Source organism: Streptomyces sp. NPDC005820, from assembly GCF_040630255.1.
GTDB lineage: Bacteria > Actinomycetota > Actinomycetes > Streptomycetales > Streptomycetaceae > Streptomyces.
Genome location: NZ_JBEXXE010000006.1, coordinates 52,302 through 65,836 on the forward strand (window position 1 = coordinate 52,302; position 13,535 = coordinate 65,836).

The 13,535-nt window shown below is 71.1% G+C and carries 10 protein-coding genes; 5 read left to right on the forward strand and 5 right to left on the reverse strand.

The window, feature by feature from the left end:
- Positions 1-34: 34 nt before the first annotated feature.
- A complete protein-coding gene (locus ABZ464_RS09200; protein WP_359273159.1) occupies positions 35-727 on the reverse strand; it encodes a response regulator transcription factor in 693 nt (230 codons plus the stop codon).
- A 354-nt stretch (positions 728-1,081) separates the two neighbouring features.
- Here ABZ464_RS09200 and ABZ464_RS09205 point away from each other — a divergent pair, with 354 nt between their 5' ends.
- A complete protein-coding gene (locus tag ABZ464_RS09205; protein ID WP_359273162.1) occupies positions 1,082-2,296 on the forward strand; it encodes a globin domain-containing protein in 1,215 nt (404 codons plus the stop codon).
- 31 nt (positions 2,297-2,327) lie between these two features.
- On the opposite strand, the gene ABZ464_RS09210 is transcribed toward ABZ464_RS09205, so the two are convergent.
- From ABZ464_RS09210 to ABZ464_RS09225, 4 genes are all read right to left on the reverse strand, one after another.
- Positions 2,328-3,647 (reverse strand): hypothetical protein, encoded by a 1,320-nt coding sequence (locus ABZ464_RS09210; protein WP_359273165.1) that lies wholly within the window; start codon positions 3,645-3,647, stop codon positions 2,328-2,330.
- Between the two features lie 72 nt (positions 3,648-3,719).
- Positions 3,720-4,217: an EVE domain-containing protein gene (locus ABZ464_RS09215; protein ID WP_359273168.1), complete on the reverse strand. Its 498-nt coding sequence runs from the start codon at positions 4,215-4,217 to the stop codon at positions 3,720-3,722.
- A gap of 69 nt (positions 4,218-4,286) precedes the next feature.
- Entirely contained in the window at positions 4,287-5,339 is a 1,053-nt protein-coding gene (locus ABZ464_RS09220; RefSeq protein ID WP_359273655.1) for a LacI family DNA-binding transcriptional regulator, read from the reverse strand.
- A 197-nt stretch (positions 5,340-5,536) separates the two neighbouring features.
- Positions 5,537-6,550, reverse strand: a complete 1,014-nt coding sequence (locus ABZ464_RS09225) for a hydroxyacid dehydrogenase (RefSeq protein ID WP_359273171.1) — start codon at positions 6,548-6,550, stop codon at positions 5,537-5,539.
- A gap of 343 nt (positions 6,551-6,893) precedes the next feature.
- On the opposite strand from ABZ464_RS09225, the gene ABZ464_RS09230 reads away from it, so the two are divergent.
- From ABZ464_RS09230 to ABZ464_RS09245, 4 genes are read left to right on the forward strand one after another with little or no spacing between them, the layout of a single operon-like run.
- Complete coding sequence (locus ABZ464_RS09230) at positions 6,894-8,225, forward strand: extracellular solute-binding protein (protein ID WP_359273175.1); 1,332 nt, start codon at positions 6,894-6,896, stop codon at positions 8,223-8,225.
- Between the two features lie 35 nt (positions 8,226-8,260).
- On the forward strand, positions 8,261-9,214 hold the full coding sequence (locus ABZ464_RS09235; protein WP_359273179.1) for a sugar ABC transporter permease: 954 nt from the start codon (positions 8,261-8,263) through the stop codon (positions 9,212-9,214).
- Positions 9,211-10,077: a carbohydrate ABC transporter permease gene (locus tag ABZ464_RS09240; protein WP_359273182.1), complete on the forward strand. Its 867-nt coding sequence runs from the start codon at positions 9,211-9,213 to the stop codon at positions 10,075-10,077. The genes ABZ464_RS09235 and ABZ464_RS09240 overlap by 4 nt, the downstream gene beginning before the upstream one ends.
- A 10-nt stretch (positions 10,078-10,087) precedes the next feature.
- Positions 10,088-13,519 carry a Tat pathway signal sequence domain protein gene (locus ABZ464_RS09245; RefSeq protein ID WP_359273185.1) on the forward strand — a complete coding sequence of 1,144 codons (3,432 nt, stop codon included), beginning with the start codon at positions 10,088-10,090 and terminating at the stop codon, positions 13,517-13,519.
- The last annotated feature ends 16 nt before the right edge of the window (positions 13,520-13,535 follow it).

Genomic DNA, 13,535 nt, shown 5'->3' on the forward strand with positions numbered 1-13,535 from the left:
CGGGCCGCAGCCGCCCTCAGCGCCTCTCGGCGCCTCAGTGGCCCTTCTGCCGGAGCCGGTCCTGGGCCTGGGTGGCGATGACGGCGGCCTGGATGCGCCGTTCCACACCGAGCTTGGCGAGCAGCCGGGAGATGTGGTTCTTGACCGTCTTCTCGGCCAGGTACAGCCGCTGTCCGATCTGGCGGTTGGTCAGCCCCTCGCCGATCAGGGCCAGGATCTCGCGTTCCCGGTCCGTCAGGCCCGGCAGGGCGTCCGGCTCGGGCTCCGGCTCCTGGCCCTGGCGCAGCCGGGCCATGAGCCGGGTGGTGGCGCTGGGGTCGAGCAGCGACTGCCCGGCGGCCACCGTACGGACCGCGGACACCAGGTCCGTGCCCTGGATCTGCTTCAGCACATAGCCCGAGGCGCCGGCCATGATCGAGTCGAGCAGCGCCTCCTCGTCGTCGAACGAGGTCAGCATCAGACAGGCCAGCTCCGGCATGCCCGACCGCAGCTCACGGCAGACGGTCACCCCGTCGCCGTCCGGCAGCCGCACGTCGAGCACGGCCACCTGCGGGCGCAGCGCGGGCACCCGTACGAGCGCCTGCTCCACGGTGCCCGCCTCACCGACCACGGTGATGTCCGGCTCGTCGTTCAGCAGGTCGCGCACCCCGCGCCGGACCACCTCGTGGTCGTCCAGCAGGAAGACCCGGATCGGGGTACCGGGACCGGGACGCTCGCCGTCCGCCATCGGATCGCTCCTCGTTCGTACCGTCCGGCGCCGGGGCCGGCCTGCCCCTAGGAGGGCGTGACCGGTCCTGGCCTTATGAAGATCCTGCGCCATCCGGGGCCGGAGGGCCAGGGCCGGTCGGCCCTACCGCACCCGGGTCCCCCGGGCCGAAAGGCGCTCGTGTCCCGCCGTACGTCCCGTCGGCCGGACCGCCCGCCGGGCCGATGCTCCCGAACCGGCGGGGCCGTTGGTCCCCCTTTCTCCCCGGACGGCCGATCGGGCCCGGGATCCGGGCTTTCGCCTGCTACACAGAGGTGCACCGCCCCGATCCGACGCGGCGCTCACCCACCCCTTACGCCCTCCCCGGGAGGCTCCATGCTGTCCGCAGAATCCGCCGCCGTGGTCCGTGCCACCCTGCCCGCGGTCGCCGGCGCGCTCGACGAGATCACGACGCGGTTCTACGCCACGATGTTCCGCGACCGGCCCGAACTGCTGGACGGGATGTTCAACCGCGGCAACCAGGCGAGCGGCGCCCAGCGGCGGGCCCTCGCCGGTTCGATCGCCGGGTTCGCGACCGCGCTGCTCGACGCCCCGGACACCCGCCCCGACACGCTCCTGGACCGGATCGCGCACAAGCACGCCGCCGTCGGGGTCACCGACGACCAGTACACGATCGTCCACAAGTACCTGTTCGGCGCGATCGCCGAGGTGCTCGGCGACGCGGTCACCCCCGAGGTGGCGGCCGCCTGGGACGAGGTGTACTGGCTGATGGCGGGGGCCCTGATCGGGCGGGAGGCCCGGCTCTACCGGGACGCCGGGGTCGAGCCCGGCGAGGTGTGGCGGCCGTGGACCGTCGTCGAGCGCCGGGAGGAGACCGCGGACGTGGTGTCCTTCCTGCTGCGCCCCGCCGACGGCGCGCCCGCGCCGCACGCCCGGGCGGGCCAGTACGTGAGTGTGCGGGTCCGGATGCCCGACGGGGTGCGTCAGCTGCGGCAGTACAGCCTGTCCTGCGCCCCGGGCGGCGCGTTGCGGCGGATCACGGTGAAGCGGGTCGCCGGGACGGCGGGCGGACCGGACGGAGAGGTCTCCACCCTGCTGCACGAGCAGGTCCGGGCGGGGGACGAGCTGATGCTGTCCGCGCCGTTCGGCGATGTCTTCCTCGACGAGCCCGCCGACGCCGACGGACCGGTCGTCCTGGTCTCCGCGGGCATCGGCTGCACCCCCATGACCGGCATCCTGGCCCACCTCGCCGGCCTCGGCTCGACCCGCCCGGTGCTGGTCCTGCACGCCGACCGCTCCCCCACCGAGCACGCGCTGCGGGCCGAGACCCGCGCACTCGTCGAGCGGCTGCCGGGGGCCCGTGCCACGTTCTGGTACGAGCGGCCCGGGGCGGAGGAGCCCGCCGCCCGGGCCGGTCTGATGGACCTCGACGGGATCGAACTGCCCGCGGACGCGGCGGTGTTCCTGTGCGGCCCGGTGCCGTTCATGCGGGAGATGCGGGGCGGGCTGCTGGGCGCCGGGATCCCGGCCCGGCGGATCCGGTACGAGGTCTTCGGCCCCGACCTGTGGCTGCCGGCCCCCACGGCCTGAGGCCGGGCCTTCCGGACGGCTCCGGCCGGGGTCACAGGTGGTGGACCCGGGCGGAGCCGTCGACCCAGTGCCAGTTCACCGGGTCGTACTCCTTCTTCCACGCCGTACGCCCGCGGGCGTAGCTCTTGAGGGCCGCCTCCACGGCGGCCGCGAGGTCGTCGAGGTCCTCCGGGACCGGCACACGGAGCAGCAGGTGCTGCTTGCGGTGGGCGAGGAGGAGTTCACCGGCGGGCGTGGCCTCCAGGAGGGTGAAGTGGGTGAGCGCCTTGTACGGCTTGTCCTCGGTGGACATCCGGGAGCGCAGCAGGCCGTCGGCGCTCCAGGCGTACAGGCCGAAGCGGTTGAGGTGGAAGGCGCGGGCGCGGTACGGATCGCCCGCCACGGTGAAGCAGAAGCCGGTGAACGGGCTGTCCTCGTACCGGTGGAGCCCCTCCAGGCGGCCCCGGACCGTCCCCTGGTCGTCGAGGAGCGCGAAGGTGAAGACCTGGCCCCGGTTGCCCGAACGGTCGAGGCGTCCGAAGACGGGGACGACGAACAGGTCGTCGCCCAGGGCCGCCGGCCGTCCCATCGTGCAGTCGAGGTAGTCGTAGGAGCGGGTGCCGCCCCGGGACACGATCTCGGTCAGCGAGGGCGAGGGGCGGTTGTCGTGGCCCACCGGCGCGCCCCGGAAGCGGACGTGGGGGTAGAGGTCCGCGTCGGTCTGGCGGTCGGTGCGCGCGTCGTGGGTGGCGAGGGCCCGGAGCGTGGCCTTGGAGCCGGGGGCGAGACGGTCGCCGGGCTCGGCGAGGGCGACGATGTTCGGGTGTGCTCCGGCGAAGTTGCTCAGCCCGTACTCGGGCGTCACGCACAGCAGCCGGCCCGAGGGGGTGACGGATATCGACGCGGCGTAGGGGTCGCCGTTGCGCTCCTTCTCCTCCGCCCAGCCCCAGGGCATCCGCCAGGAGGCCAGGACCCGGCTCAGGTCCGGGGAGATCAGGTGGGTGCTGCCCGGTTTGGAGCTGACGGCCACGGTGCCGTCCGGGAGCACCGCCAGCGTCGGCTCGGTGCCCTCCTCGACCGCCGACGGCGTGCCGTCCGGCCGCGGCTGCCCGTACAGGGCCACCGCGACGGGCCTTCCGTCGGTGCCGTACCGGGTGATCAGCTGACAGCCGAAGTTCTGTTCGCCGGGATCCGTCGCCCCCTCGGCCTCCCATCGGTAGCGTTGCGCCCCGGACACCACGTAGGTGTCACCCGTCGGCGTGGCCACGGCATGGTGATTGACGAACCCCCACCCTTCGGCGGCGGGATCGACCCGACGGGCGTCCATCAGCGCGGCGGGCAGGGTCAGCGGCGAGGTCAGAATCGACGTCATGATCCGTATCTTCCTGCGGACCACTGACAACGCCTGCCGGCAGTCGTACCTCAGCGGGGCCGTGGACGCGCCTCATCGCCGCATGGCGCCGCGCAGCACCTCGAAGTCCGCCACGGTCAGCGGCAGGAACCCGAAGCGCAGTCCGTAGCCCCAGTTCCGCTCCCGGGTCAGGGCCAGCTCATGGGTGACGGTGTGCAGGGCGACGGCGTGCACCGCCGCGAAGTCGACGGTCCGGCGCCAGGGCCGCAGGGTCCCTCTGGCGCCCATGTCCACGACCTCGTCGGCGAGATGGGGTTCGTCGTCCACGACGGTCCCGAGCGCCGTGAAGGCGCGCAGCCTCGTCCGCTCGCCCCTGCACTCGGTGGGCGAGTAGAAGACGAATCCGTCACCCCGGCGCAGCCGGGCGACGTTGTGCCGGGCGCCGTGGTTGAGCTGGATCCAGCCGTGCCGGCTCGCATGGCGGGCGTGCTCGGCCGACACCACTCCGAGCCAGGCCCGCTCGGGCGCGACGGTCTCCCTCCGGGCGGCTTCCTCGCTCTCGAGGGGAATGACGGTCTGGTGGCTGTTCACGGGGACTCCTCAAGCCGGGGAAAGTCGTCCTGACGAGTCCATCCTTCAGGCCATACCTGTCATGTTCCGTCAGGTTTTCCCCGGTGGGCGCACGGACTGGCGGATCACCAGCTGGGTGCTGAGGATGACGTGGTCGTCGCCGGTCATGCGCTCGGTCCGCTCCAGCGCCAGCCGCACCGCCGTACGGCCCAGTTCCTCGTACGGCACCCGGACCGAGGTGAGCGACGGGATGAGGTCCGCGGCGAAGGGCACGTCGTCGAAGCCGACCACCGAGACGTCGCCGGGGACGTCCAGACCGGCGTCCCGGAGCGCGGCGAGCGCGCCGAGCGCGACCATGTCGGTGCCCGCGACGACCCCGGTGAACTCCACCCCCGCCTTGAGCGCGTCCCGGGTGCGCCGGTAGCCGGAGACGCGGGTGTACAGACCGGGGACGTCCAGTTCCTCCGCGTACGGCACCCCGTGCGCGCGCAGGGCGTGCAGATGGCCCTCCCGCCGTTGGATCCCGGTGCTGAGCCCGGGATCGCCGCCGAGGAAGAGGATGCGCCGGTGGCCCTGCGAGAAGAGATGGTCGGCGGCCTGGAAGGCGCCGCCCCGGTTGTCGTAGTCCACGACGGTGACCGGGAGGTCCGTCGGCAGCGGCGGGCGGCCCACCAGCACCAGCCGCGATCCGGCGGCGTCCAGGGCCCGGGCGTACTCGGCCATGCGCTGGAAGTAGGCCTCGTCCTGCACGGCCCCGCCGACGAGCACGACCGCCGCCGCGTGCTGCTCGCGCATCAGCTGCACCAGGTCGTTCTCGCGCGCCGGGTCCCCGTGGGTCGCGCAGACCAGGCTCAGCCGGCCCCGCCGTGCCGCCTCCTGCTCCACCCCGGCGGCGACATGGGCGAGCGAGGGCCCGGTGATGTCCCGCAGGACCAGCGCGATCGGGCCGGCGACCTGCCCTGACAGGGCCTTGGCGTGCACGTTCACGACATAGTGCAGCGATTCCACCGCGGCCATGACCCGTTTCCGGGTGGCGGCGGAGACCGGGTAGTTGCCGGCCAGCGTCCTGGAAACGGTTGCTACCGAGACCCCGGCCCGCTGGGCCACATCGCGGATCGTGCTCGGGCGCTCGCCGCCTGCGATGTTCTTCCGTCGACGCTTGGCATCCCTGGGCTCGGGACCCGCGCCGGAGTCATTCTCCCTCACCGTCACACCGCGACGTTACTGCATCGGTCACTCACATGAACCCTCGGAAGTCCTCGCTGACGCATCAATGTCAGCAAACGGTTACCGGGCAAGGCAGAGCAGGGGCGGCCAGGGCAGCGGGCGGAGGCGCGCCCTCAGGCACTGATGGCGAGCTCGGCCCGCCGCACCGGATGCTCCGGCGGCAGCCCCGCGGCCATGCGCTCCAGCTCCGCCACGACCGTGCCGCCGAGACGCGCGAGTTCGTTGCCGAGGGAGCCCGCGATGTGCGGGGTGAGGAAGACGTTCGGCAGGCCGTGGAGCGGGGAGTCGGCGGGCAGCGGCTCGGGGTCGGTGACGTCCAGGACGGCGCCGAGGCGGCCGCGGACCAGTTCCTCGGTGAGGGCGGTGTGGTCGACGAGGGCGCCCCGTGAGGTGTTGATCAGCACTCCGCCGTCGGGGATGAGCGCGAGCCGCTCACGGCTGAGCATGCCCCGGGTCTCCGGGATGTCCGGGGCGTGCACACTGACGACGGTGCTGGTGCGCAGCAGTTCGTCGAGCGGCAGCGGGACGGCTCCGAGCCGCGCCGCCTCGACGGCGTCGACGTAGGGGTCGTACAGACTCACCGCCAGGTCGAAGGGGCGCAGCAGCTCCAGCACGCGGCGGCCCACCCGGGAGGCGCCGATCAGGCCGACCCGGCGGCCGAGGTTGCCCACCGCCGCGTACTCCGTCGGCGCGGGGTACGCCCGCTCGGTACGGAAGCGCTCGCGCAGCCCGAAGGCGTCCTTGCCGGAGAGGAGGATCGCGGCGAGCGTGTACTCGGCCACCGGCAGCGCGTTGGCCCGCACCGCGCTGGACAGGGTGAGCCCGCGCGCCCAGAACGGCTCGCCCACCAGGTGGCGGACGCTGCCGGCCGCGTGCAGGACGGTCCGCAGCCGGGGCGCCCCGTCCAGCACCGGCGCGCCGAGGTGGGGGCAGCCCCAGCCCGTGATGAGCACCTCGGCCCGGTTCAGGGCCGCGGCGGCCGCGGGATCGGTGAAGTCCCGGACGACGAGCGCGGGATCGATCCGTACGAGCCGGCGCAGACGGCTCATCAGCGCCGGCGGGAACAGCTCGTGCAGATGGACCGGGTCCATGGCGAAGAGGGCGTGCGGAGGCGGGGGTGTCGACATGGTGCTCCTCAGGGACCTAGAAAACGTATTCCACGCTAGAAGCGCTCCAGGTCACCCGTCAATGCTCAAGCTATGCAAAGTCTATGCACGGGCACCGTCCGGGAGCCCTGAGGGGGTTCCTGAATCCGCAGGTCAGAAAGTTTCGCGGGTAACATTTTTGAAAGTGCGACGAAACAATCGGGGCGGTCCCCCTTGTGGACCCGGCCGCTTCGGCCATACGGTCCACGGCAAACGATTACTGCCACTCCTGGGGCAGTGCCGGTTTCCCTCACTTTTGCGCCGCCCCGACCGCGCCGTCTCCCCCACGTCGCAGGCGCCGTCCCGTTCCCCTCGTGGAGGACCGATGTCCAAGTCCCGTTTCCGCAGCAGAGCCCTCGTCCCGGTGGCCGCCGCCGCGTCCCTCTCCCTTCTCCTGACCGCCTGCGGGGGCGGCGACGACGCCGACTCCGCCGCGAAGACCACGAAGGGCAAGGTCACGCTGGAGTTCTGGAGCTGGACGGAGGGCATCGAGGCCCGGACGAAGGTGTGGAACGCGGCCCACCCCGAGACGCAGATCAAGTTCGTCAACGCGGCCGGTGACACCGCCTACCAGAAGCTGCGGGCCGCGGTGAACGCGGGCACCGCGCCCTGTCTGTCGAAGATGGACGGGATGAACCTGGCGAACTTCGCCGCCGACGGTCTGCTCACCGACATCACCAAGGTCGCCGCCCGGTACGAGAACGCGTACACCACCGCCGCCTGGAACGCGGTCAGCCCCGGCGGCACCACCTTCGGCATCCCGATGGGGTCCTCGCCCCTGTTCACCGCCTACCGCGCGGACCTGTTCCAGAAGTACGGCATCGAGGCGCCCAAGACCTGGGACGACCTGATCGCCGCCGGCAGGAAGGTCCGGCAGCAGGACAAGAACGTCAAGATCTTCAACATGGCGGGCGAGGACCCGAGCACCCTGGTCGACCTGTCCTGGGAGTCCGGCGCCCAGTGGTACAAGGTGGACGGCGACCACTGGGTCGTGGACTTCACCTCGCCCGAGGCGCTCAAGGCCGGTGACATCGTCCAGCAGCTCGTCGACGACGATCTCGCCTCCAACGCCTCGTACGCCGACCCGGGTGTCTTCAAGACCTGGGACCTCGGCAGGACGATCGCGATGACCACGTCCACCTGGCAGCTGCCGATCTACGACACCAACTTCCCGAAGTCCCAGGGCAAGTGGCAGCTCGCCGACTCGCCGGTCTTCGACACCGCCCAGCCGCGGACCTCCTCCAACTTCGACACCACCGGCGTACTGAAGGGCTGCAAGTACCCGGACCGGGCCGCCGAGTTCGCCGCCTGGCTGTCCAGCGACAAGGGGTCACTGACGGCGCTGACCGACCCGGCGTCCAAGTCGGGCCTGTTCCCGGCGGTCAAGGACGTCTCGCCGTACGTCGACAAGATCATCCCGACCGGGATGTTCAACGGGAAGTCCGACAGCGCCCAGGTGATCACCACGGCCGCCTCGAGGGTCGGTGAGCAGTGGCAGTACGGCCCGGACTACGCGGCCATGTACTCCGAGATGCAGAAGCAGTGGGGCAAGGTCATGAAGAAGGAGCTGACGGTCAAGGACATGCTGACCTCACTCCAGAAGTGGACCCTGGACGACCTCGAGTCCAAGGGCATCAAGGCCGTCGCGGCCGGCTGACCCCGCACCCGGCAGGACCATCCCTGGAGACATCCTTGTCCATCCTCACGCGACCGCGGAAGGTCGCCATCGACTCGCCGGCCCGGCGGTCCTCCCCCCGCCGGGCCGGGAGCCGGGGAGCCCACAAGGGGCTGCTGTTCGCGCTGCCCTTCCTGCTGGGTTTCCTGGCCACGTACGTCGTGCCGATCGGCTACGCCTTCAGCCAGAGCCTGCACGAGAAGAAGAGCAGCGGGCTCGGCTTCGGTCCGACCCGGATCGTCTTCACCGGCTTCACCAACTTCGCCTCGATCCTCGGGGACGGCGCCTTCTGGTCGAGCATGCTGCGCACCCTGCTGTTCGGCGCGGCGCAGATCACGGTGATGCTCGGCCTGTCCCTGCTGCTCGCGCTGCTCCTGGACGGGGTCGCGGCCCGGGCGGTGCGGTTCTTCCGCGCGGCGCTGCTCATCCCGTACGTGGTGCCCGCCGTGGTGTCCACCGTGATGTGGCTGTTTCTCTACAGCCCGACGGGCTCTCCGCTGCTCGACCTGGCGCACCGGGCTGGCACGGACATCGAGTTCTTCGGCGGCCTCACCACCTATCTCTCGCTGGGCAATCTGCTGACCTGGCAGGGCATCGGCTTCAACATGATCCTGATCTCCGCCTCGCTGCAGGCGCTGCCGCGCGAGCTGTACGAGGCGGCCCGGCTCGACGGGGCCAGGGAGTGGCGGATCGCCTGGTCGGTCAAGGTTCCCAACATCACCGGGATCCTGGTGCTGACCGGCATGTTCTCGCTCATCGGCCGGCTCCAGCTGTTCGCCGAACCGCTGCTGCTGCGGCAGATCGCACCGGAGTCGATCACCACCGACTTCACTCCGATGATGGAGATCTACGACAAGGCCTTCAAGACCGGCGACTACCAGTACGCCGCCGCCGAATCCCTGGTCCTGGCCGTGGTCACCGGGATCCTCGCCTTCGTCTTCTACCGGGTCACGAACAGGAGGATGTCATGAGCCACGTCGCTACCGGGGGCGGCGCGCGCCCCACCCGCCGCGCGGTGGCGCTCACCACCGGCCTGCTGGTCCTCTTCCTCCTCTACTCGCTCGCCCCGACCTGGTTCCTGATCGTCTCCGCGACGAAGAACCAGACCGACCTCTACTCCACCTTCGGTCTGTGGTTCTCCGCAAACCACCTCGCCGACAACCTCCAGGACATCTGGACCTACCACGACGGGGTCTTCACCCGCTGGATCGGCAACTCGGTCCTCTACTCCACGCTCGGCGCGGCCGGCTCCACCCTGGTCTCGCTCGCCGCCGGATACGGGCTGTCGAAGTTCGCCTTCCGGGGCCGGGGCGCGCTGTTCGCGGTCATCGTCGGCGCCTCCCTGCTGCCCAGCACCCTGCTGGCCTTTCCGCTCTACCTCGTGTTCGCGCAGATCGGGCTGACCGACACCATCTGGTCGGTGCTGATCCCGTACTTCATCAACCCCTTCGGGGTCTATCTCGGCAAGGTGTACGCCGACAGCTCCGTCCCCACCGAGCTGCTGGAGGCCGCCCGCCTCGACGGCGCGGGCGAGCTGCGGATCTTCTGGTCGGTCGCGCTGCGGCTGATGCGGACCGGCGGCATCACCATCTTCATGCTCGTCTTCATCGACATCTGGAACAACTTCTTCCTCCCCCTGTTCATGCTCACCGGCGAGCGGACCTTCCCCGTGAGCCTGGGTCTGTACTCCTGGCTCCAGCAGGCGCAGACGGCCCGCGACATGAACACCCTCGTCCTCACCGGTTCCCTGCTGTCGATCGTCCCGCTCGCGGTCTTCATGTTCGCGCTCCAGAAGTACTGGCGCAGCGGAATCCTCATGGGCAGCCTCAAGTAAAGGATCAGCCGTGCCCCACGCACCCAGAAGACGTGACGTCCTCAAGTACGCCGGGACCACCGGCGCCGCCGCGGCCGGCCTCGGTCTGCTGAACTCCCAGGCCGCCGCCGCGGCGCCGGCCACGGAAGCCGCCTTCCAGCCGGCCGTCTGCAAACCCCTGGACACCGTCGTCTTCGGCGACGAGAGCTCCGAGACTGCGCACGGGCTCACCGCCACACTCTCCGACACGATCACCGGCGGCCTCGGCCAGAAGGCCCGCGTCCTCAACCCCACCGAGCCGGCCGGCTACTGGGGCGGCACGTTGAAGTTCGACATCGCCGTGAGTCCGACCACGACCACCTATGTCACCGTGCGGCTGTGGGGCGACGACCACGACGCCACCTCGCAGCAGGCGGCGTCCGGCACGAACATGTGGCGGCTGCAATTGTTCTGCGACGGCCTCCAGGTCGGCCACCAGGACGAGGGTGCCGTCGACAGCCTCGACATCCTGGACACCTCGCCGCGCACGCCGGGCCGGTTCTTCTTCCACACCCTTCCGCTGCCGGAGCGGCTCACCCGGGGCAGGAAGAAGGTGACGCTGGAGATCCGCTCCATGGGCCGCATCTGGTCCTACGGCCAGAACGCCGACCAGTTGTACTACAGGATGACCACGCCCTCGCGGGGCATCTACCGGATGTACACCCACACCGAGCCGTACTTCGTCCCGCCCAAGGGGGAGGTGCAGGGTCCCGCTCCGGAGCCCCGGGTGCGCGAGGTCGAGGGCCCCGAGGCGCTCGAAGCCGTCCGCAAGCGCGTCGACCGGGACCAGAAGTACTACCTCACGAGCGCCAACCCGGCCGGCATGGACGCCTGGGCCTTCCAGTCCCTCGCCGAGGGCTACCTCTGGTCCGGCAGCCCCGCCCACCGCAATCCGGCGGCACTGGACCGGGTGCTGCGCGCGCTCGACGGCCGGTACATGGCCTGGAAGAACGACGCGACCGTCCTGACCGGCTCCGACCAGCAGTGGCAGGGCTTCGGCCGGGTCGGCCTGGTGCTGGCGCTGCTCTGGGAGGACCTGGGCGACCGGCTGGACCAGCGGGTCACCGGTTCGCCGTTCGAGATCACCAACCCGGGTTTCGAGGAGGGCGGCGACACCCCCATGGGCTGGGACGTGCCGGGCTGGGGGAAGACCGCCGACGCCTCGTGGTCGCGGGACACCACCGTCTCGCGCACCGGCTCCGCCTCGCTCAAGGTCACCGCGAGCGCCCCCAACGGCTTCGTCACCGTCTACTCCTCCCCCAAGACCCGGGTCGGCAAGGGCACGTACACCTATGGCGCCTGGATCAGGACGGACGGGGTCACCGGGTCCGGTGCCCACATCGACCCGCTGTTCTTCGACAAGGACGGCAAGCTCGTCGGCAGCGACCACCGCCGGTTCGCCGCCACCGGCACCCACGGCTGGGAGTACGTCTCCCTCGACCTGGACACCCCCGACGGCGCCACCCAGATGGAGTTCCATCTGCGGCTGAGCGGCCCCGGCACGGCCTGGTTCGACTCCGTCGACCTGATCGGGCCCACCGAACTGCGCAACCCCGGCTTCGAACTGGGTGCCGACACCCCCTCCGGCTGGGCGGTACCCGGCTGGGGGAGGACTGCCGACGCCTCCTGGGCGCGGGACACCACCGTCAACCGGTCCGGGGCCGCGTCGCTGAAGCTGGCGGCCACCGCGACGAACGGGTTCGTGACGGCGTACAACACGGCGAAGGTCCAGGTCGGCAAGGGGACCTGCACGTACAGCGCCTGGATCAGGACGGACGGGGTCACCGGGTCCGGTGCCCACATCGACCCGCTGTTCTTCGACAAGGACGGCAAGCTCGTCGGCAGCGACCACCGCCGGTTCGCCGCCACCGGCACCCACGGCTGGGAACAGGTCTCCCTGGAACTGGAGACACCCGACGGCGCCACCCAGGTCGAGTTCCATCTGCGGCTGTCCGGGCCCGGCACGGCCTGGTTCGACGACCTCGTGGTCACCGCCCCGGCGGGCTCCGGCACGGCCGAACAGCCGGTGCGGCGCGCCGCGTACATCGACATGCTGAGATCCAGCCGGGACTACTGGCGGCAGCACTTCCCGCACTACACCAACCAGTCGCAGATCTGCGCCATCGGCATCTACCAGGCCAACCGCGGCCTCGGTCTGCTCGCCCCGGAGCTCGCCCTGCCGGAGGACCGGGCCCGCGACTACCTGTACCAGTCGCTCGGCATGAGGCCCTTCCTCGGCCGTGAGGACGCCGACGGCAACCCGACCAGGCCGCTCGGCGAGGGCTACTACCAGGTCACCCGCGCCGGCCTGACCCGTGAGCTGGGTTATGTGGGCAGCTACGGCGAGGTCATCGACTGGCTGGTCATGATGTACGAGTCGGTCACCCGCGGGTACCGGGGCCAGGAGGCGCCCGAACTGCGCGAGCAGATGGTGAGGATCGTCAAGGCCCGGGGGCGGTTCCGGGTCGTCGACGTCGACGAGACCGGCGCCCGGGTCTCGCGCATCGAGACGGTGGTCGGCTGGCGCAACGAGGTCTACCCGGGCGAGATCGCCTACGCCTCGCGTACGGCGTGGGACTCCCACCCGGTGATGTCGGCCGCGGTCTTCAAGGACCCGGACATCGTCGGCTGGACCCAGGAGATGGTGGCCGACGGCCAGTTCTACAAGCAGCTCGATCTGTTGATCCATCACACCTGGACCCGTGTCGGCCTCGCCGGGCTGCGGCTCGTCTCCCGGGACTGGGACGCCTTCCAGGCGCTCGCGGCCCGTCCGGGGCGCGTTCCCACCGCCTGGGACCGGCCCGACTTCGTCTTCGCCGACGAGGAGAACGGCGTGCTCGCCGTGAAGAACGGCGAGGAGCTGCTGTTCGCCTCCCTCTACTGGCGGGCCCGCCAGGGCGTCAACGACTACGCCCGCATCCACCACCTCACCCCGACCGACCAGCGCTCCGCGACGATCCGCCAGCGCTCCGCCGGCGCCACGGACGACACCTACACCGTCCACGACTGGGTCCTGTGGGACTACGCGATCAACGACCCCGGGGCCGGGCACATCCCCCCGGGTGGCTTCCCGCCGCCCGGCGACCCCCTGCACCAGGCGCTGGCCGGTGACGTGTACCCCCTCGCCCCGGTGCCCTCGGACGTCCCCGATCCGGCCGTCGGCGTGCACTTCGAGGGCGTCGAGACCATGCTCGTCGGCCGCGCGCCCCTCTACCTGTGCGAGTACGGCGACTATCTCATCGCCATGAACACCAGCACCGACCGGACCTTCACCCTGCCCGCCCGCCAGGACTTCGGCCCCGCCCGCGACCTGGCCACCGGCAGGACCATCGGTGCCGGACAGCGCCCCTCGGTCGGCCCGCGCAGCACGCTCGTGCTGTACCGGGGCCGCCGGGCGGCCGGCCGACCGGAGGACGACGTCTGACCGAACCGCGCTCCCC